The organism is Paraprevotella sp. (assembly GCF_986071375.1).
The window spans coordinates 49,367-68,656 of the sequence record NZ_CFQRNQ010000001.1; the positions used below are offsets into that span (position 1 = coordinate 49,367).

The 19,290-nt window shown below is 49.9% G+C and carries 16 protein-coding genes; 6 read left to right on the forward strand and 10 right to left on the reverse strand.

All coding sequences use genetic code 11. The annotated features are described in order from the left end of the window. The first annotated feature begins 224 nt into the window (after positions 1–224). The 4 genes from AC5RDV_RS00180 to AC5RDV_RS00195 all read left to right on the forward strand — a co-directional run bounded on the left by AC5RDV_RS00180 (position 225) and on the right by AC5RDV_RS00195 (position 11,056). A complete protein-coding gene (locus AC5RDV_RS00180; RefSeq protein ID WP_282747599.1) occupies positions 225–3,008 on the forward strand; it encodes a glycosyl hydrolase in 2,784 nt (927 codons plus the stop codon). A gap of 49 nt (positions 3,009–3,057) precedes the next feature. Continuing rightward, positions 3,058–6,723, forward strand: coding sequence for a hypothetical protein (locus AC5RDV_RS00185; protein ID WP_282747598.1), 3,666 nt, complete (start codon positions 3,058–3,060; stop codon positions 6,721–6,723). 170 nt (positions 6,724–6,893) lie between these two features. After that, positions 6,894–9,449 carry a glycoside hydrolase family 2 TIM barrel-domain containing protein gene (locus AC5RDV_RS00190; RefSeq protein ID WP_423803203.1) on the forward strand — a complete coding sequence of 852 codons (2,556 nt, stop codon included), beginning with the start codon at positions 6,894–6,896 and terminating at the stop codon, positions 9,447–9,449. Between the two features lie 14 nt (positions 9,450–9,463). Beyond that, complete coding sequence (locus tag AC5RDV_RS00195; protein ID WP_282747597.1) at positions 9,464–11,056, forward strand: alpha-L-arabinofuranosidase C-terminal domain-containing protein; 1,593 nt, start codon at positions 9,464–9,466, stop codon at positions 11,054–11,056. Positions 11,057–11,386: 330 nt separating this feature from the next. On the opposite strand, the gene floA is transcribed toward AC5RDV_RS00195, so the two are convergent. The 4 genes from floA to frr are packed head-to-tail and all read right to left on the reverse strand — an operon-like array spanning position 11,387 to position 14,394. Continuing rightward, positions 11,387–12,385: a flotillin-like protein FloA gene (gene floA, locus AC5RDV_RS00200; protein ID WP_008629688.1), complete on the reverse strand. Its 999-nt coding sequence runs from the start codon at positions 12,383–12,385 to the stop codon at positions 11,387–11,389. A 32-nt stretch (positions 12,386–12,417) separates the two neighbouring features. Beyond that, positions 12,418–12,882, reverse strand: coding sequence for an NfeD family protein (locus AC5RDV_RS00205; protein WP_118146035.1), 465 nt, complete (start codon positions 12,880–12,882; stop codon positions 12,418–12,420). 19 nt (positions 12,883–12,901) lie between these two features. Continuing rightward, positions 12,902–13,834 (reverse strand): ribosome small subunit-dependent GTPase A, encoded by a 933-nt coding sequence (gene rsgA / locus AC5RDV_RS00210; protein WP_008629690.1) that lies wholly within the window; start codon positions 13,832–13,834, stop codon positions 12,902–12,904. Beyond that, on the reverse strand, positions 13,834–14,394 hold the full coding sequence (gene frr / locus AC5RDV_RS00215; RefSeq protein WP_008629691.1) for a ribosome recycling factor: 561 nt from the start codon (positions 14,392–14,394) through the stop codon (positions 13,834–13,836). The genes rsgA and frr overlap by 1 nt, the downstream gene beginning before the upstream one ends. A 200-nt stretch (positions 14,395–14,594) precedes the next feature. Between frr and AC5RDV_RS00220 the strand changes: the two genes are divergently transcribed. Further along, positions 14,595–14,927: a DMT family transporter gene (locus AC5RDV_RS00220; RefSeq protein ID WP_172634414.1), complete on the forward strand. Its 333-nt coding sequence runs from the start codon at positions 14,595–14,597 to the stop codon at positions 14,925–14,927. A 92-nt stretch (positions 14,928–15,019) separates the two neighbouring features. On the opposite strand, the gene pyrH is transcribed toward AC5RDV_RS00220, so the two are convergent. Genes pyrH through AC5RDV_RS00235 form a run of 3 tightly spaced genes read right to left on the reverse strand, consistent with a single transcriptional unit; the run spans position 15,020 to position 16,947 of the window. Further along, the gene (pyrH, locus tag AC5RDV_RS00225) at positions 15,020–15,730 is read right to left on the reverse strand and encodes a UMP kinase (RefSeq protein ID WP_008629699.1); all 711 of its coding nucleotides are present in this window, start codon (positions 15,728–15,730) and stop codon (positions 15,020–15,022) included. Between the two features lie 19 nt (positions 15,731–15,749). Continuing rightward, positions 15,750–16,550: a biotin--[acetyl-CoA-carboxylase] ligase gene (locus AC5RDV_RS00230; protein ID WP_282747596.1), complete on the reverse strand. Its 801-nt coding sequence runs from the start codon at positions 16,548–16,550 to the stop codon at positions 15,750–15,752. A 28-nt stretch (positions 16,551–16,578) separates the two neighbouring features. Continuing rightward, positions 16,579–16,947 (reverse strand): YraN family protein, encoded by a 369-nt coding sequence (locus tag AC5RDV_RS00235; RefSeq protein ID WP_008621249.1) that lies wholly within the window; start codon positions 16,945–16,947, stop codon positions 16,579–16,581. Between the two features lie 94 nt (positions 16,948–17,041). On the opposite strand from AC5RDV_RS00235, the gene AC5RDV_RS00240 reads away from it, so the two are divergent. Next, positions 17,042–17,476, forward strand: coding sequence for a nucleoside deaminase (locus tag AC5RDV_RS00240; RefSeq protein WP_276786982.1), 435 nt, complete (start codon positions 17,042–17,044; stop codon positions 17,474–17,476). 7 nt (positions 17,477–17,483) lie between these two features. Here the strand turns inward: AC5RDV_RS00240 and AC5RDV_RS00245 are convergent, their stop codons facing one another. Genes AC5RDV_RS00245 through AC5RDV_RS00255 form a run of 3 tightly spaced genes read right to left on the reverse strand, consistent with a single transcriptional unit; the run spans position 17,484 to position 19,211 of the window. Continuing rightward, positions 17,484–17,744 (reverse strand): DUF4834 family protein, encoded by a 261-nt coding sequence (locus AC5RDV_RS00245; protein ID WP_040603181.1) that lies wholly within the window; start codon positions 17,742–17,744, stop codon positions 17,484–17,486. Positions 17,745–17,799: 55 nt separating this feature from the next. After that, complete coding sequence (gene pssA, locus AC5RDV_RS00250) at positions 17,800–18,513, reverse strand: CDP-diacylglycerol--serine O-phosphatidyltransferase (protein ID WP_087944127.1); 714 nt, start codon at positions 18,511–18,513, stop codon at positions 17,800–17,802. 11 nt (positions 18,514–18,524) lie between these two features. Next, positions 18,525–19,211, reverse strand: a complete 687-nt coding sequence (locus tag AC5RDV_RS00255; protein WP_130894009.1) for a phosphatidylserine decarboxylase family protein — start codon at positions 19,209–19,211, stop codon at positions 18,525–18,527. Between the last annotated feature and the right edge of the window lie 79 nt (positions 19,212–19,290).

Below are 19,290 nucleotides of genomic sequence, written 5' to 3' on the forward strand. Positions count from 1 at the left end.
ATAAAAGAAGTTCTTGCTTTTCATTGGGTCAATGGTTTTAATGAAGCAAAGATACGCTTTTTTTAAGGTGTCGGGAGATGAAATGAAGCCTTTTTCGTAGTTCTTGTTTGATAATCCACCCGAAAAAGATGAAAGTCCACCTCGTAAATATCACCGAGGGGTACATTTGCACAAGTCTTTTCCATTTGTGGAGGGATATGTTCCATTTAAAACACATTGAAGTTATGAAGAACAAGTTACTTTCTTTTGCGATGTTGGTGGTCTTGTCTTCTTCCGTTCCGGCGAAGAATACGGTCACGAAAATCGGCCAAGTGACGGCATCTGTGGTATTGACAGAGGATATAGACTATGTCATTACCGGAAGTGAGCCTTTTACGGTGACCGGAAGTGTCAATATCAAGAACAAGGAACATGCCGTGGTTATCTTGGAGAATATACGTCCGAGTGCAGCACTGTCATTCTTGGGATTTATTGATATAGACGGGGCTCCGGCCGTGGATGGGGAAAATTGCCAGGTGAAAATGTATGCGCAGGGGGCAATCATCATGCCTTATGCCAAAGACCTGAAACCTTTGACTGTATATTCCGAACAGAATTTCGGTGGGGAATCGGTGAATGATTTCGGTTTGGAAAATTCAGGAGGATTCATGAATACTCTGACGGAGGAAAAGCTGAACAACCGTATCCGGAGTTTCAAGTTAAAGCGTGGCTATATGGTGACATTTGCCAACAATCCGGGTGGACGCGGGTATAGCCGATGCTTCATTGCGGATGATGCGGATTTGGAAATTGCGGTTTTGCCTGAGGTACTTGACCGGCATATTTCGTCTTATCGCATTTTCAAGTGGAATGATACCCAGAAAAAGGGGTTAGCCAGTGATACCGGTAAGGGGAATAACAGCATGCTTAATTCTTCTTGGTGCTATACTTGGGGTGTGGGCTATGACATGGGAGCGGATTATGAATGTGTGCCTCATCATATCCATGAGACTTATCCATCTCCTACGGCTTTGGGGAAAGCTACATATTCCCCTCACATGAAGACGAACAATGAACCCGCGAATCCGAATGACGACCAACCGGCTACAGTGGAGCAAGTGTTGGCCAATTGGGAGGAACTCATGGCAACGGGCATGCGCCTTTGTTCGCCGTCTTATCATGACGGGGGGACTTCATGGTTGCGTAATTTCTTGAATGAGATAGACAAAAGAGGATGGCGCTGCGATATCGTGGATTTGCATTGTTATTGGACTGAAAGCCATTTTAATGATTTGCAGAAGTGGTACAATGATTTCCACCGTCCCATTTGGATTTCCGAATTCCTTTGGGGATCATCGTGGGGTAAGGCGGGAATCTTTGCCGTAGCCGACAATCGGGATTCCTTTTCCGAGGAGAATCAGCAAAAGAACTATGACGGCTTGAAACCCATATTGGACAAGTTGAACAAATGGCCTTATGTGGAACGTTATTCTTATTGGAACCATGAAAGGAACTGTTCCAAATTATTCTCGGGAGGAAATCTCTCCATTGCAGGGAAGTATTATGCGGAAATGAACCCCGGTATAGGTTATAAGAAGGCTTATGAATATGTTCCGAAGGTCGTTTATAACGCTCCGGAAGGTTTTGATGTGGTTTATACAGAACGAACTCAAAAGCTGACGGTTCAATGGACGAATAAGAATATGGAACTGACAGACTCTACCTTATTGGAACTCAGTATCGATGGTGGGGAATGGCAGACAGTGCGGAAGTATGAATCGTCGGAAAAGGAAACTTATGTGTATAACGAAGTCTTTTCTGATGATTTCCAAAAGGGGACGTATACTTACCGTATACATAATTACGATATGGACGGGAACGAACGTCTGACGGAAGGGAAGTCCGTTTCATTAGTCGGTGCGGAAGGATCACCCGGATTGCAGTATGGCACGTTGCGGATTACGGATACTGAAGAAACCAATACGACGTTCGATGCCGGAACAACGGAAGAGTCGGCTGTTTTCATGGGGTTGGTGTCGTATAATAATCCTAAGACGGTTCCGGTCGGAACCGTGGTGTCTGTGGCTTATGATAAATTCTCGTTTTGGGCTTTCCCGTGGAATGAAGGCGATTATGTGCAGACTGTCACAGAGCCTGAGACGGTGGACTTCATGGTATTTTCCAAAGGACACCACCAGTATGGCGATGTCATGATGGAAGTAGGTGAAACCCCGAAGAAAGTTACGGAAGACAGTGTCTGGGTCAGCTTTGAAACACCTTTTCCTGAAGGAGTGACTCCGGTGGTGATAGCCAACGTCGTGTCCCGTTACAAGGTGCATCCTTATATGGTGAAAGTATGGAATGTGACCCATGAAGGCTTTGCTGTCAAATTGTCCCGGCAAGCCGCTTTGGACGGGACGTTGGAAACTTTTGCCGGACAGCCTTTGTGCTATGTGGCCGCCACGCCCGGTGAAGCTTGGATAGAGGACGGGAATAAGAAGTTGACTGTCGGATTGAATACTGTGGATAAAGTGGACGGGCGCAGGTCCCGTCCGGTGAACCTGTTGGATGGCAGTGGAGCGGCAGTTTCCCTTTTGAATCCTTATTTCCTTTGTGGTCCTCAAACCGATAATTATCCTTCAGCCTCGGTGTATCGGATAGCAGAGCAGGTTAAGTCTCCGTCGGAAACCGATGCAAGCTTGTTGTTGACTACTGGTCTGAAAGTTATCCGCCAGAAGGATGAGACCGCTGAAGTCCATATTGTGGATAATGCGGCAGCCAACGGGGACTTGATGGGATGGATTGCCATTAGTGAGAATTATGGCGGAACAAAGGTCGACGATGTCCGGAAGCCTGAAGTAAAGGTTTGGGCAGAAGATGGCCGTATCGTAGTGTCCGGTACGGAGGATTACAACATATATGGTCTTGACGGAAGGCAAATGTCACGAGGACAACGGTTGCCGGATGGCATTTATATCGTAAAGACCGAGGGAAAAGCCGTGAAAATCATGGTGTCCTCAGTAAAGTAATATGTGTCATGTTTTTAATTCATCCAATACAAATTTTAAAATGAAGATTATGAAAAACAAAATGTTAGCGTTGGTAGCCCTTTGTGGAGCCACATCATCTACTATGCCTTTGTGGGCGGCGGAATGGGCCGACCCGGTGTTGGAGTTTGCCATGCCCGACTTGAAGACCGATGGAACGGGCGGTGGGATATATTACATCTACCATGTGGCTACCCAAAAATTTATGTGTAACGGGAATTACAAGAACAATTGGAATACGGAACTTGTGGTGGCCGATGAAGGACAGGAGATAACTCTGAGTTATGGAGACGATTACGAATTGAGTCGTCGACCTGAAACTGATTCCGAATATTCTGCTGAAAAAGGGTGGCGTTTAAGCATGAAAAATGCACCCTCTAATGGCGGTTTTCACGAATTGTTCATCAGGGCTGCTTCCATGGTGATATGCGTGGACCATAACAAACAGGGGCACATGTTGTGGCAGATTATGCCGCAAGAGAATGGAACCTATCGTATCAAAATTATAGATGGGGATAAATTGTATGGGGTGGAAGCTTCAGATGGCATATATAAAAATTCTTATGTGGCCGTCAACGAAGGGGAAACCGGGGTGAATCCTGTGCTTAATCCTGAGACAGCCGGTTACATGAATGCAGGTTTGGATTGGAAGTTCGTCACTCCGGAGGCTTATGAAGCTTATAAGGCCAAACTTGAATTACAGGATGCGTTGGAGAAAGCCGACGAGGCAGGGTTTACGGATTATGCGGAGTATGTCGGCATATATGATAACCCTGACGCGACGGCAGAAGAGACGGAAAAAGCGGTTGAAAAATTGTCCCAGGCCATCATAGATTTCAAGTATAATGCTGCCACGGAGAAGAATCCGATGGATGTGACGGAGTTGATTGTCAATCCTATGTTTGACGGGAACTCAAATGGTTGGGTGGCTCAAAGGGATGCCGTACCGGGAGGGGCACAGGATAATTTTGGTTATACCAAAGGCGAGTTTGTGACTTCGGATGGAGTCCCTTTCACGACATGTTTCCAACGTTGGAATTCCAAAAATTCGGTGCCTCGCCAACCGGATTGGTCCGTCACGCAGGATTTGACGGGACTTCCGGATGGTAAATACCAGTTGAAGGCATATATCCTGACGAATGTGACGGGGATGCAGCCCGAAGGACGTTTTTTGGTCGCCAAGACTTTGGCGGGCGAGAAGCGTACTGAAGCTAATGTGCCGTCTCCGGACGGAAGTGCCTATGCGGCTCCTTATACGGTAGATTTCTCAGTTATCGGTGGGACGGCCACGATAGGCTTGGTGGTAGAGGATTGTAATTCCAATTGGACGATGGTAAGTAATTTCTCATTGCAGTATTATGGGAAATCCGGTGCGGCTACTTTCCGTGATGCCTTGCTTGAATCCATAGCGGATGCAGAGAAAAAATATGCGGAATATACGGAGGCTCATGTCACTTTCAGTAATGTAGGAAAGGAGAAATATGAAGAAACGATTCAGGCGGCCAAGGCTGCGGCGGAAAACCAGGAGATAAAAGATGAGGATTTGAGGCAGGTAATCGATGTGGTGCAGGCACGTATGGATTCTTTGGCATTGGATATTTCCGCTTATGAGAGTTTGAATGCCCAACGGTTGGAATTGGAAAAGGCTTACGAAGAGAATCCCTATTCCGAAAACGGCTTGGAGGGTTATGAAGCTTTTTTGGACGGCTTGCTGGAGGCTTATGAGCGTTGCACTTTCAATCCCAATGAAGTGGACAGCATCCAGTCGCGTGCGGACCGGATATTTAAGTATTCCGTATTGGAATTATTGAGAAATGGTGGGACGACCGATGTGACGGGATTGTTTGTCAATCCGGATTTCACTTCCGACAATACCGGATGGACAAAGACCGGGAACGGGGAGTTTAAAAATTCCAACGAGGTGGCCGAGGTTTGGAACGGTACAGATTTTGAAATGTATCAGGAAGTGACAGGTCTTCCGGAGGGAACATATAAGATAACCATGCAAGGGTTCTACTCTCCGAGTTCCACGGACAAAAGCTGGCAGGCTTCTTGGGGGACAGAAGGGGATGGGCTTAACGAGGTGAAAGCTTCCCTTTTCGGAAACGATGTGTCCGTGAAGCTCCATCATGTGCTGGCATATCCGCAAACGGAAGACATTGCGGGCAATTGCGAACAAGTCTTTGAAACAGGCGATCCTGCCGTTGACGGCATGTGGTTCTGTCACGGGACTTCTTCTGCGCATGAGATTTTCGGCCTGTCTCCCGACAATTATCGGAATACGGTGAACTGCTATGTGACGGACGATGGCCGCTTGCGCATAGGAGTGAAGATGGCCGGAGCCGAGTTAAAGGCTGCTTGGGCGCTTTTCGACCATTTCGAGGTGGAATATCTTGGAGCGGAGGATATGAGTGGTGCCAAATCGGTAATCAGTGCCCTGATAGGGGAAGCCGCAGCCATGCGCGACGAGGAACTGCAACTTACTACGCGTGAGGCTCGGAAAACATTGTCGGCAGCGGTAGAGTCGGCTTCGGCAGTACTCGACCAGTTGACGTTGGAAACCTATAAAGAGCAAATGGCATCGTTGGATGCCGCTATCGCCATGGGCAAAGAAGCACTTGAGGCTGCGTCTGCCTTGGAGGCTACAGTATACGGGCATGATGCCAAGATGCAGAGCGAGGACGGAGGTTATTCCGATTATGTGGGCACACCGGAGTTTGATGAGTTCGAAGCTTTGATAATAGAACTTTTAGGAAAGATAGAAAGCAACGAGAATGCTGTTTTCGAGTCGGTTGCCGAGATAGAGGATTATAATGTAAGAATAACTAAAGCCTATGCCAATATGGTGGTCGGCCACATGGATTTGGCTTCCGCTTCAATCGACACCCCGTTGGACATGACTTCAGTGCTCATGACACCGAGTTTTTCGGATAAGGATGAAGAAGGTGGGGATGTGAATGCTTCAGACGGATGGGTCTCGTCCATGGTGGGCGGAAAGGCCGAGAATCAGGACTTGGTCTATGAGTTTTACGACACGAAGTCGTGCGACTTGCATCAAACGCTGTACCATCTCCCGAAAGGGTATTACCGTGTGGTGTACAACGGGCTTTACCGTGCCGGTGAGCTCATATCGGCAGCGTTGGCCCGCCGTGACAGTGTCGATTCATGGCATGCGGAGGCTTATGTGGAAGTGGGGCAAGGCAAGTGGAGCGAGAAGTTCCAATCCATTTTCGACGGAGTGAGCGAATATAAATATGATACGTCAGACCGCGTGTTGGCAGATTCCTTGTTCCCCGATTCTCCGCAACTCCTCTACCATTGCACGGTGGATTCCCGTGTCGGGGCACGTACGGCTTTCGAGGCGGGCGAGTATGAAGGGATTTTCAGTTTCCAAGTTTCGGAAGAAGGCCAGGATGTGGTCTTAGGGGTACGCAAAAATGAATACGTCAAGAACGACTGGCTTTGTTTCGATAATTTCCGCTTGTATTATTTGGGTGATGGTGATGCGAACAAACCGGACGATTTTGTGGATTCCGTGGATGATGTGATGGCAGAAGGGACGCAGAAGGTCGTAGATACGTTATGGTACACGATTGACGGTGTACGCGTGTCTGCCCCGGGACGGCGCGGCATTTACATCCGCGAAGACCGGATGGAAGATGGCACGAAGAGGACTGTGAAAATCATGGTCAGATAGGATTTCATGATGCACGGCAAGTAATCAATGGGAGGGCGGTCTTTGTGAAAAGGCCGCCTTTTTAGTGTTTGGGTATCATTGTCCACCTCAAAAACACGTTTTTCCACGTGATTTTAGAATAAGTGCATTAATTTTGCGAGGTGCTAATGATAAAAAAGAAAAGGATGAAGATGGAATTTATAAGGCGGTTCGTTGGGCTTTTCATATTATATGGCAGGTTTGCCCTTTTGGCCGTAGGGGGGTATGTGTTCACGATGTCGTCGTATGCTTTTTCCGGAAAGGAACGTGCGGAGTTGTTTGTATCCGGATGGCGTTTCCATTTGGGCAATCCGGAGGGGGATGCCTCTCGCCAAGATTTCGACGACGGTGCATGGCGGTTGTTGGACTTGCCTCACGACTGGAGCATAGAGGGCGATTTCAGTGCCGACCATCCGGCACGTAAGGAAGGAGGGGCGTTGCCCGGTGGATTGGGTTGGTATCGTAAGGTTTTTGAGGCTCCGCGTGAATGGCAGGGAAAGAAAGTCTTCGTGGATTTTGACGGGGTGTACATGAATTCGGAAGTGTTCGTAAACGGAAACTCTTTGGGCGTGCGTCCTTATGGTTACAGTTCGTTCCGGTACGACCTGACCCCTTATTTGAAGTGGGGAGAGCGCAATGTATTGGCCGTGAAAGTTGACAATAGTACCCAACCCAATTCCCGTTGGTATTCAGGTAGCGGAATCTACCGTAACGTATGGCTTACGGTGGTGGAGCCTGTCCATGTGGGGCATTGGGGCACGTTCGTGACCACTCCGGAAGTGACCGGTGAGAAGGCGGTAATGGAGGTGCGTACTATGGTGAAGAATGACGGGCAGGCAGGCCGTAGGGTAGGAGTCGTTTCCACCCTCCTTGATGCACGGGGACGGATGGTGGCTGGGCAGTCCGGTTTTGTAGATGTGCCGGCCGGTGGGTGCTCCGAGGCGAGTCACACTTTGATTATGACGGCTCCCGAGCTTTGGAGCACTGAGCACCCTTATTTATATAAGGTAAGGACGGAACTTAAAGTAGACGGACGTAGCGTAGATACTTACTATACTACCACTGGCGTGCGTCATTTCAAGTTTGATGCCCGGACGGGATTTTGGCTCAACGGGAAACACATGAAGATAAACGGAGTGTGCATGCACCATGATTTGGGATGCCTTGGGGCGGCGGTCAATGTCCGTGCCATCAAGAGGCAACTGGAGATATTGAAGGAGATGGGCTGCAACGGTATCCGTTGCACGCATAACCCGCCTGCGCCCGAATTGCTCGACCTTTGCGACCGTATGGGCTTCGTGGTGATGGATGAGGCTTTCGACATGTGGCGTATCCATAAAACCGCATACGATTACGCCTGCTATTTCGACCGTTGGCATGAGCGTGATTTGGCAGACCTTGTATTGCGGGACCGCAACCATCCTTGCATCTTCATGTGGAGCGTGGGGAATGAAGTGGGGGAGCAATGGCGTAATGCAGGGCGCGACACCTTGTCGGTCGAAGATGCCAATATCCTATTGAATTTCGGTCGAGACGAGTCGGATTTGCCCCGGTTGGAGGGGACGCATGTCAATACGCTCTTAGCGGCCAAGCTTGCCGGTCTTGTACGCCGTTATGACCCTACGCGTCCCGTGTTGACGGGAAACAACAGTGGAGGAAAGGACAACCTGTTGCACAAGCCGGAGGCCAGAATGGATATTATCGGTTACAATTATTGTGTGTGGGACATTCCGAAAGTGCCCAAGGTGTTTCCCGGAAGGCCATTTTTGCTTACAGAGTCTATTTCAGGCTTGATGACGCGGGGATTCTACCGTATGCCCTCCGATTCCATGTACGTGTGGCCTATGCGCGGTGAGGTACGTGTGCCGGAGGGGAGCAATCATCTGACTTCGGCTTACGATAATTGCCATGTGCCATGGGGATGTAGTCATGAGGCAGGGATGCGTATGGTGAAAAACAACGATTTCATCTCCGGGCAATATGTCTGGACGGGTTTCGACTATATCGGGGAACCTACGCCCTTCCCGTTCCCATCACGCAGTTCCTATTTCGGAATCATAGATTTAGCCGGGTTTCCCAAGGACGTGTATTACATGTACCAGTCGGAATGGGCTGAAAAACCGGTGCTCCACCTTTTTCCGCATTGGAATTGGAAAGAAGGACAGAAGGTGGACTTATGGGTGTATTACAACCAGGCCGACGAGGTGGAGCTTTTCGTGAATGGCAAGAGCCAGGGAACAAAACGTAAGGGACGGGATGATTTTCATGTGGCTTGGCGTGTAAGGTATGAGCCGGGCACGGTGAAGGCCGTGTCGAGAAAGGACGGAAAGGAAGTCTTGGTGCGCGAAATCCATACGGCGGGTGTACCGGCACGAATCCGGTTGACAGCCGACCGCGACACGCTTTGTGCGGACGGGAGGGATTTGGCATTCGTCACGGTGGAAGTTTTGGACAGGGACGGAAACCTTTGTCCCGAAGCTGAAAACTTGGTGCATTTCGAGGTCGGGGGACAGGTTTTGATAGCCGGTGTGGACAATGGCAGCCCTTTCTCGATGGAACGTTTCAAGGACACGAAACGTAAGGCTTTCTTCGGTAAATGTTTGGTCGTATTGCAAAGCAACGGGAAGGCTGGGCATGCCACGTTGAAGGCGGTGTCCGAAGGATTGGACGGAGCAGAGCTCAAAATTAAGATGGAGCGGAGTAGATAACAACATATTAGAAGATGAAGAATATGAATTTGAAAGACAAGATGGTGAGTGTGAAGACGGCAGGGCTTTGTGCCTTGCTTTTAGCCGGACAGCCGGCATGGTCGGGTACGGGGAAAGACGAGGTAATCCGGCACAATTCCGTGTCCGTAATGCCCGGTGCACCGAAGGTGAAATACAGCAAGATGATTTTCGGGCAGTTTATCGAGCACTTCGATAATCAGGTGTACGGTGGATTGTACGACCCGGAGTCTAAGTTTGCCGATGAAGACGGCTTCCGTAAGGATGTAATTGAGGCTTTGAGGGAAATCAAGACCCCTATCGTGCGTTGGCCGGGTGGCTGTTTCGTATCGACCTATCATTGGCTAGACGGAGTGGGGAAAGAACGTACCCCGGTGTACGACAAGACCTGGCAGGTAGAAGATCCGAACACTTTCGGGACGGATGAATATATAAAATGGTGCCGGAAGGTGGGATGCGAACCTTACATCTGCACCAATGCCGGGACGGGTACGCCGGAGGAGATGAGCGATTGGGTGGAATATTGTAACCTCACTGTCGGGAAATACGGACGGATGCGTGCCGCGAACGGCCATCCGGAACCTTACAACGTGAAGTATTGGAGCGTGGGGAATGAAAACTGGGGCGCACACGAATTGGGGGCGCGTACGGTACAGGAGTGGGGACCCATGGTACGTGAGTCGGCCAAGTTGATGCGCAGCGTGACGAAGGATGCCAAGCTGTTTGCCGCCGCCACGTCGGACAAGAATTGGACAATGCCTTTATTGCGCGAAGCCGGTCCTTATTTGGATTATATAGCTATCCATGGTTATTGGGACCCGCTCTTCCATGTCAACAATCCTGCGCCTTTTCTGAAGTGTATGATGAAAACGGATGCTCCGGAGCAAGACATCCAAAGGACTATCGGCATATTGGATGAGGCCGGGTTCGGCGGTGGAAAGATAAAAATCGCTTACGATGAGTGGAATTTGCGCAACTGGCACCATCCTTGGCATGGCGACTTGCGTCGCGGTTTCGATTTGGAGGCGCGCCGTAAGAACGATATGGCTTCCACTTACACGATGGCAGACGCTTTGTTTTCCGCCTGTTTCCTGAATGCCTGCCTGCGTCATTCCGACGTGGTGGACATAGCTTGTTTCGCTCCGGTGGTCAACACGCGTGGTCCTATCTTCGTGCATCCCGACGGTATCGTGAGACGTACTACGTTTTATGTCTTTAAGATGTACACCAATGGACTGGAAGATTATATGCTTCCGGTTGCTTTGGAAGCCGGGCGGTTGACGCAAGGCAGCCAGTCCACGGCAGTGTTCGATGTCGTGCTGACGGGGAATGCGGACGGAACGCGTTATGTTTACGCGGTAGTGAATAAGGATCCGGAGAAAAGCCATGTCCTGACGTTGGATTTCAAAAGTTTGGGAGTGAAAGAACCGCGTAAAATCAAGGGAACCGTATTGAGCGGGACTTCCGCAGACGATTATAATGACATAGGAAAGGAACGGGTGGTGCCCGCAGAACGTACTTTTGAGGTACGGGATGCCGCAGTGGTTTTACCTCCTCATTCCCTGACGTTGTTGAGGTTGGAAAAATGAGACGACGGTTGGCCGGTAATTTAGGGTGGGTGAAAATTTGTTTTACACCTTGATCTGGAATTTCGTTCTGCGCCAAACGAAATTTCATTCTCAGCCAAACGAAAAAAAGTTCTCCTGAGATTGATTTTTCAATCTCAGGAGATTTTTTTAGCCATCATAACGTCTTGAAAATGTGAACGGTGTGTTTTGGGAAGTTGTTATGTAATTTCCTTACTTTTGGCCTGCCCGGGCGAGCCTGCCGTTTGAACGTGGGTAAAGAATAAACCTCTTTCCTCCTTTTTAGGGGAGAAGAAAGAGGTTTATGGGGTGATAGGGAAAATGATGTCCGGTTTACTTCAGAATATCTTTCATTCCGTCCTTCGTCAGGTTGCCGATGTTCTCACGCATGGCTGTGTCGCCTTTCAGGTTTTCCAGTTTGTAGTAGTCCATGAAACCCATGTGACCGTCGCGCAGGGCTTGTGCCAAAGCTTTGGGCACTTCGGCTTCAGCCTGGATGACTTCGGCGCGGGCTTCCTGCGCCTTGGCTTTCATTTCCTGTTCGGCGGCAATGGCCATGGCACGGCGTTCCTCGGCCTTGGCCTGCGCGATGTTTTTGTCGGCGTTGGCCTGATCTATTTGCAGGGTGGCACCGATGTTCTTACCCACGTCGATATCGGCGATGTCGATGGACAGGATTTCAAAAGCCGTACCGGCATCCAGCCCCTTTTTGAGCACCAGTTTGGAGATGGAGTCCGGGTTTTCCAGAACCTGCTCGTGGTTTTCGGCCGAACCGATGGAAGATACGATGCCTTCGCCTACACGGGCCAGGATGGTGTCCTCGCCTGCACCTCCCACAAGTTGGTGGATGTTGGCGCGTACGGTGACGCGGGCCTTTGCTATCAACTGGATACCGTTTTTGGCTACGGCGGCTACGGGTGGCGTGTCGATTACCTTCGGGTTGACGGAAGTCTGCACGGCCTCGAACACGTCGCGGCCCGCCAGGTCTATGGCCGTGGCCTTTTCAAAAGGCAGGTCGATGTTGGCTTTCGATGCCGAAACCAAGGCATGTACCACGCGTTGCACATGTCCGCCCGTCATGTAGTGGGCTTCCAGATTGTCGCGGGTGATGTTCTTCAGGCCGGCCTTATGGGCCTCGATGAGGCTCGGCACGATGACACCGGGCGGCACGTTGCGGATGCGCATCAGGAAGAGCTGTATCAACGAGATGCGCACGCCCGATACTTTGGCGGAGAGCCAAAGGAAGAACGGTACGAAATGAAAGAATATCGCCAGAAAAATGATGGCGACGATGGCGATGACCACCGGAAAAACAATTGGATCTAATAACATGATATCAGAAAATTAAAGGGTGAATAATATGTTTATTTCTTTTTGACGGTGATTTGGGCATCCTCTACGCGAACTACTACTACGGGAGTGCCTTCGTCCAGGAAACCGTCGGCCGATTTGACTTCCACGGTCCGGCCGCCGATGTCCGCGTTACCGATGAGGGCGAGCCGGGTAATGGCCACTCCCTCGTCTCCGGGGCGTACGGAAAGTTGTTCCGCCGAGGCTGCCGTGGAATCGATACTTTTGTGGAGCGAATATTTCTCCAATGTCTTGGAGTGCATCAGCCAGTAGCCCAACAGTCCGCAGGCTACGATGGATGCTGCGCAGGCCCACAGTCCGGTGGTCAGTCCAAACCAACTGAAAGCTACGTAGTTGGCACCTACGAGGCAGCAAGCTGCCGCTATGCCCGCTATGCTGATGCCCGGGAAGACGAACAACTCTATGGCGAGCAGGATGGCGCATAGGGCGAATAAGATGATAAGCGTAAATATTTCCATGGTCTTGGGGTTTTAGGGGTCAGTAACCTTGCCTGTATTTGGTTTCATGTTGGTCTTCCAACATGTTGAGATAAGAGGCATAGCGGCTTTCGCTGATGAGGTGTTCCTCTACGGCGCGGCGTACGGCGCAGCCCGGCTCATGGGTGTGCGTGCAATTGTTGTATTTGCAGTCTGCCGAAATCTGGAAAATTTCGCGGAAGTAGTGTGCCACTTCTTCTTTCTCGAAGTCGAATGTGCCGAATCCTTTGATGCCCGGGGTGTCGATGACGTAACCGCCGCCCGGCAAGCTGAACATCTCGCTGAATGTCGTGGTGTGCATGCCCGTGTCGTGTGCGGCTGAAATTTCTGCAGTCCGCAGGTTCAGGTCGGGTATCAGTTTGTTCAGTAGGGTAGATTTCCCTACGCCGGAATGGCCGGAGAACAGGGTGGTGCGTTTTTCCAAGCTTTCGCGCAGCGCGCCGATGCCGGTAGACTGCAAGGCCGAACAGGCATGGCAGGGATAGCCGATGGTGGTGTACAGGTGCATCATGCCTTCCATGTAACGGAGGTCGTCGGCATCATAGCAATCGGTCTTGTTGAAAACGAGCGATACCGGAACGCGGTACGCTTCGGCCGAAGCCAGGAAACGGTCGATGAAGGTGGTGGAAGTTTCCGGATGGCTGACGGTTACGATTAAAAAAGCCTGGTCTACGTTGGCTGCGATAATATGGCTTTGTTTGGACAGGTTGGAAGCTTTCCGGATGATGTAGTTCTTACGGTCTTCTATTTCTGTGATGAAAGCCGTCCCCTCCGCATTGACGGTGATTTGCACAAAATCGCCTACCGCCACCGGGTTGGTGCTGCGTATGCCTTTCAGGCGGAAGTTGCCTTTGATTTTAGAATCAACAAGTTGGCCGTCGTCCGTGCGGACGACGTACCAACTCCCTGTATTACGGATGACAAGCCCTCGCATCAGACGGTCATGATTTCTTTGTCTTTGGCCGCATACAAGTCATCGATTTGTTTGATGTACTTGTCATGCACCTTTTGCAATTTGGCCTCCGAGTTCTTTTGTTCGTCTTCAGCCATGCCGTCTTTCACTGCTTTTTTCAGGGCATCGATGGCGTCGCGGCGTGCGTTGCGTACGCTGACCTTTGCCGTTTCGCATTCGGCCTTACATTGTTTGGCCAGCTGTTTGCGGCGTTCCTCGGTCAAGGGCGGGATGCCGATACGGATAATTTCACCGTTGTTTTCCGGCATGATGCCCAATTCGGAATCTATAATCGCTTTTTCGATGGCGCGGAACATGTTTTTGTCCCACGGCTTGATGGCGATGCTGCGGGCATCGGGCGTGTTGACGGCTGCCACATTATTGATGGGTACCATGGAACCGTAGGAATCCACACGGATGCCGTCGAGCAAACGGATGTCGGCCTTTCCTGCACGGATGTGCGCCAAGGCTTCGTCCAGGTACATTACCGCCATGTCCATTTTCTCCTGCGCTTCGTCAAGGATAGTCTTTGAATCTGCCATAATCTGTTCTTTTGTTAAGATGATATATTGATACTATGATACTTTGAAAAACAAAAGTAGCGGATTTTTTATTCATCTGCAATAAAACGGGGGAGGAATTATCGGAAAGTCTTCTGGCACGGTACTCGTTTTCATCTTATTTGTTCTTTTTCACTTAAAAACCTATCTTTGTAGCTTCATTCTAAAAAGAGAGGGATATGCTGAAGAGTTATTTGGTATTGTTGATGGCCATTGTTTTTGAAACGGTGGCAACTTCTTTTCTGAAACAAAGCGGGCAGTTTACGAAGTTTTGGCCTTCGGTGGTGACGGTAGTCGGGTATGCGGCGGCTTTTTATTGCCTTAGCTTGGTGCTGAAACACATCCCGGTGGGCATTGCATACGCCATTTGGTCGGGCGTGGGAATCGTGCTGATAGCCGTCATCGGTTCCACGGTGTTTAAGCAACATCTTGACTGGCCGGCCGTGTTGGGGTTGGCTTTGATTATTGCCGGTGTGGTGGTGATTAACGTGTTCTCGGATTCTGTATCTCACTGATTTCCGTTATGGGGGTATAAAAGTGCCCGTCATGTGTTCGGCATGGCGGGCATTGCGTTTTATATATCGGTCGTTTTGGAGCAGATGCTGAATCAGTTGTGTACCAGAGTCCCGATGTTTTCTCCTTCCATTACTTTTTTTAGGTTTCCGTACACGTCCATGTTGAAGACATAGATGGGCAGGTTGTTCTCCTTGCACATCGTGGTTGCGGTGAGGTCCATTACTTTCAGGCCCTTGTGGTAGATTTCATCGTATGTGATTTCACTGAACTTCGTGGCCGTGGGGTCTTTTTCCGGGTCGGCCGTGTACACACCGTCCACACGCGTCCCTTTAAGCATCACGTCGGCTTCGATTTCAATGCCGCGCAACGATGAACCTGTGTCGGTCGTGAAATAAGGGTTGCCCGTGCCGGCGCTCATGATGACCACTTCTCCGGCTTCCATGTATCCGATGGCCTTCCATTTGCTGTAAAACTCGCCGATCGGCTCCATGCGGATGGCGGTCAGCACGCGGCTTTTCACGCCGATGGCCCCCAACGCGCTGCTCAGTCCGAGCGAATTGATGACCGTGGCGCACATGCCCATCTGGTCGCCTTTGACGCGGTCGAATCCTTTGCCTGCACCGCTCAGGCCGCGGAAAATGTTGCCTCCGCCGATGACGATGCCGATTTGCACGCCCATGTCGTGCACTTCCTTGATTTGTTCCGCATATTCGGCCAGACGTTTTTCGTCGATGCCGTAACGTTGTTCTCCCATGAGGCTCTCGCCGCTCAGTTTGAGGAGTATCCTTTTGAATTTAGCCATAATAAAGTATTTTGGTTGGTTAAAGTACGAATGGGGCGGACGGGTTTGTGCCCGACGGTATCAGGTGGCTTACTTCCTTGAAGGCGTATCTTCGTGTAATGCCGTTCCTGTCGGTCAGGACCAGGTGCCCGGTAGGTTCCACGTCGTGGATTTCGGCTTCGAAAACACCGTCCGCGTCTTGATAAAGGTGAAAACCGTTGCATCGGTAAAGCTGTTCCCGGTAGCTACGGGCGATGTCCTCCGTTCGGCCTTGTTGGATGTTCCGGTAATAGTCCTTGAAACGTTTGATGATGTCGGCTAAGATGAATACCGGTTCTTGTTCTTTTCCTGTGATTTGTCGGAGCGAGACCGGATTGGGGGCATCGCTACAGAACGTTTGTTGGTTTATATTGATGCCAGCTCCTATGATGCAATTCTCGATACATCGTCCTACCAAGGTGTTCTCGATGAGCATGCCGCAGATTTTCCGGTCCTTCCAGTAGATGTCGTTCGGCCATTTGATGCGGATGTCTTCGGCGTAGTCGGACAACGTTTCGCAGATAGACAGTGCCACGGCCTGGGACAGGATGAACTGCCGGTTGGCTTCCACTTCGCGGGGATGGAAGAGCAGGCCGAACAAAAGATTCTTACCGGCTTCCGACTCCCAAGAGCTGCCGACTTGTCCGCGTCCGGCAGTCTGGAAGTCTGCCGTGACCAGAATCATGTCTTTCGGAGAAACAGGACGATAGTGTTTCAGGAAATCGATGGTGGAGTCTGTCGAGTGGAGTCGTATCCATTCAAACCATGGCGAATCGTCCAATATGTAAAGTGAATGCGTCATATTCAAAATATTCTAATCGTGTTGCAGGTCAGTATAGCGGCGGGTAAAAGGCGTCCTCTATATGCCTTAGCCGGGGAAGCCCGTTTTCTCCCGTTACGATGGTGATAAGGTCGAAGCGTACCGGGAGGTCGATGGCGTATTTGCGCAAGTAGGCGTCGGCCGAACTGACAATGCGTCGTATTTTCCCGTTTGTGACGGCGTCTTCGGGGAGTCCGAATAAAACGTCTTTTCTGGTTTTTACTTCCACGAAGACCAGCGTGCCGTCTTTTTCGGCCACGATATCCAATTCCTTGTGTCCGCACCTCCAGTTCCGGTGTCGGATGACATAACCTTCTGATTGCAGATGATTTGCAGCCAGTAGTTCCCCCTCTTTTCCCAGTTCATTGTGCGCGGCCATATCGATTTGTTGGATTCCCGTGCTGCAAATTTATTAAAAATATTGGTGAATCCTTGCAGAAATCTTACTTTTGCATGTACTAAATTGTGAAGATATGGCAGATGATGCTTTTTACATGAAAAAAGCGCTAGAAGAGGCGCAGCGTGCTTACGATGAGGATGAAATACCGGTAGGGGCTGTTGTGGTTTGCGGCGACCGTATTCTGGCGCGTGCACATAACCTGACGGAAACGTTGACGGATGCGACCGCCCATGCCGAGATGCAGGTGATTACGGCGGCTGCCAATGCTTTAGGCGGAAAATATTTGAACGAATGTACGCTTTATGTGACCTTGGAACCGTGTGTGATGTGTGCGGGGGCCATCGGATGGGCACAGGTGAAACGTCTGGTTTACGGGGCAACGGATGAAAAAAGAGGATACAAGATGTTTGCACCCCAAGCCATACATCCGCGAACGGAAGTGGTGAGTGGTGTGATGGCGGACGAGGCCGTGGCTTTGCTGAAAGACTTCTTTAAGGGGAAACGTTAGGTTTCTTTTATTTGATTTCCTCGTAATCCACATACTCCCCTTCGTTGTCATCGAATATTTTGTGCGAACTTTGGGACGAGGATTGAGAGTGGTTTTGCGACGTGGTTTGCCCGTGGGGATTACGGGATGAAGACTGTTGTTTATGGTTCTTGGGAGAAAATGAAGACATGATGTTCCGTACTCTTCTGGCTATATTAAGGACCATAATGAGCAGGAAGGCCAAAAAGGCAAAAAGTAAACCGAATATACATCCTAAAGGACCTGTCATAAATATGATTTTTTATGCTTTGTTGCCAGACTGATGAACAAGAACCGTGCCAAAGTCAGTGAGTTTTCTGTCGTGCAGTCAGGACAGAGAGGATGACGTACCATGCGATGATGGCTGCAAAACAACTGAATCCCAAAAAGATAATCATGGGGATGCAAGTCAGGATGAAAATAAACTTAATTTTATTGTCTTGCCAGGAAAGGTTCTTGAATTTGAGGGCAAACATGGGGATCTCCGCTACCAAAAGGAAACAGGATAGCAACATGAACATGAAAAGGAAGAAAGCATTGAACTTTTCTGAAACCAAAAATCCATAGTTGCCCACAATCAGCGAAGCCCAAAACAAGGTGTTGGCCGGGGTCGGTACGCCAATGAAAGACGATGTTTGCCGCGTGTCGATGTTGAATTTGGCTAACCGCAAAGCCGAAAATGCCGCCATAAGGAATGCCGTATAGGGCATCACGTCGCGCAGCGGCTCCATGAAATCAGGATAAACCACCCGATGGAACAGATGGAATATCATGGCCGAAGGGGCTACTCCAAAGGTCACTACATCTGCCAACGAATCCAATTCCTTTCCTATGGGGGAGGATACTTTCAGCACGCGAGCCGACATCCCATCGAAGAAATCGAATACGGCTCCTATGACAATGAGCAGAAACGCCCAACTGTAATTACCGTAGAAAGCTGCACCCGTAGCCATACAGCCGGAAATCAGGTTGCAGCAAGTAATGCTGTTGGGAATCTGTCGTATGATGATATTTGCCATATGACATTTTATTATAATTTGGCGATGATGGTTTCATTACCCACCGTCTTTTGCCCCAATTTGACGTTGACTTTGGTCCCGACCGGAAGGAAAAGGTCGACTCTGGAACCGAACTTGATGAATCCCATGTGTTCGTCGATATAACAATCTTCGTCTTCGCGGGCGTATGTCACGATGCGCCGAGCCATGGCACCGGCAATCTGCCGTGCCATGATGAAGACACCGTCCGGTGTTTCGATGACGATGGTGGAACGTTCATTCTCAATGCTGGCTTTGGGCAACCAAGCCTTATGAAAGTTTCCGTCGTGATGTTCCACCAACCTTACGGTGCCGTCCACCGGAATCCAGTTGGCGTGCACGTTGGTCAAGCTCATGAAAATGGAAACCATTAGCCGGCGGTCATGGAAATATTCGTTTTCGTCCACCTCCTCTATCACGACGATTTTACCGTCGGCCGGAGCTACGACAACGTTTTCCGTGTCTCCCTCGAAACGTCTGATCGGACATCGGAAGAAATTGACTACGATGAGGTAGATGACCGTGCATACGGTTGCAGAAACATAGAACGGGAGCTTGCATTCAAATGCATAATAAAGGCAGGCGTTAAACAGAAGTAGTCCCCCTGCACCCGCAATGAGCGTGTGCGTGCCTTCCCGATGTATTCTGATTTTTTTTAATTTATTCAATTTTCGTCCCATGGAGTTTTCCCCTTATATTAACGGACAAAGGTAGCTATATTCCGTTAAAATGCAAAATTCCGTACTTTCTTTTTCAAGG

Bases quoted from the DNA above. Each gene is read 5' to 3' on its own strand.
- AC5RDV_RS00240 (WP_276786982.1), top strand. From the start codon at position 17,042: ATGGCAGATGATGCTTTTTACATGAAAAAAGCGCTAGAAGAGGCGCAG.
- pyrH (WP_008629699.1), bottom strand. From the start codon at position 15,730: ATGGCTAAATTCAAAAGGATACTCCTCAAACTGAGCGGCGAGAGCCTC.
- floA (WP_008629688.1), bottom strand. From the start codon at position 12,385: ATGTTATTAGATCCAATTGTTTTTCCGGTGGTCATCGCCATCGTCGCC.
- AC5RDV_RS00185 (WP_282747598.1), top strand. From the start codon at position 3,058: ATGAAAAACAAAATGTTAGCGTTGGTAGCCCTTTGTGGAGCCACATCA.
- AC5RDV_RS00205 (WP_118146035.1), bottom strand. From the start codon at position 12,882: ATGGAAATATTTACGCTTATCATCTTATTCGCCCTATGCGCCATCCTG.
- AC5RDV_RS00245 (WP_040603181.1), bottom strand. From the start codon at position 17,744: ATGACAGGTCCTTTAGGATGTATATTCGGTTTACTTTTTGCCTTTTTG.
- AC5RDV_RS00195 (WP_282747597.1), top strand. From the start codon at position 9,464: ATGAAGAATATGAATTTGAAAGACAAGATGGTGAGTGTGAAGACGGCA.
- rsgA (WP_008629690.1), bottom strand. From the start codon at position 13,834: ATGCGAGGGCTTGTCATCCGTAATACAGGGAGTTGGTACGTCGTCCGC.
- AC5RDV_RS00180 (WP_282747599.1), top strand. From the start codon at position 225: ATGAAGAACAAGTTACTTTCTTTTGCGATGTTGGTGGTCTTGTCTTCT.
- AC5RDV_RS00235 (WP_008621249.1), bottom strand. From the start codon at position 16,947: ATGGCCGCGCACAATGAACTGGGAAAAGAGGGGGAACTACTGGCTGCA.
- AC5RDV_RS00190 (WP_423803203.1), top strand. From the start codon at position 6,894: ATGGAATTTATAAGGCGGTTCGTTGGGCTTTTCATATTATATGGCAGG.
- AC5RDV_RS00255 (WP_130894009.1), bottom strand. From the start codon at position 19,211: ATGGGACGAAAATTGAATAAATTAAAAAAAATCAGAATACATCGGGAA.
- frr (WP_008629691.1), bottom strand. From the start codon at position 14,394: ATGGCAGATTCAAAGACTATCCTTGACGAAGCGCAGGAGAAAATGGAC.
- pssA (WP_087944127.1), bottom strand. From the start codon at position 18,513: ATGGCAAATATCATCATACGACAGATTCCCAACAGCATTACTTGCTGC.
- AC5RDV_RS00230 (WP_282747596.1), bottom strand. From the start codon at position 16,550: ATGACGCATTCACTTTACATATTGGACGATTCGCCATGGTTTGAATGG.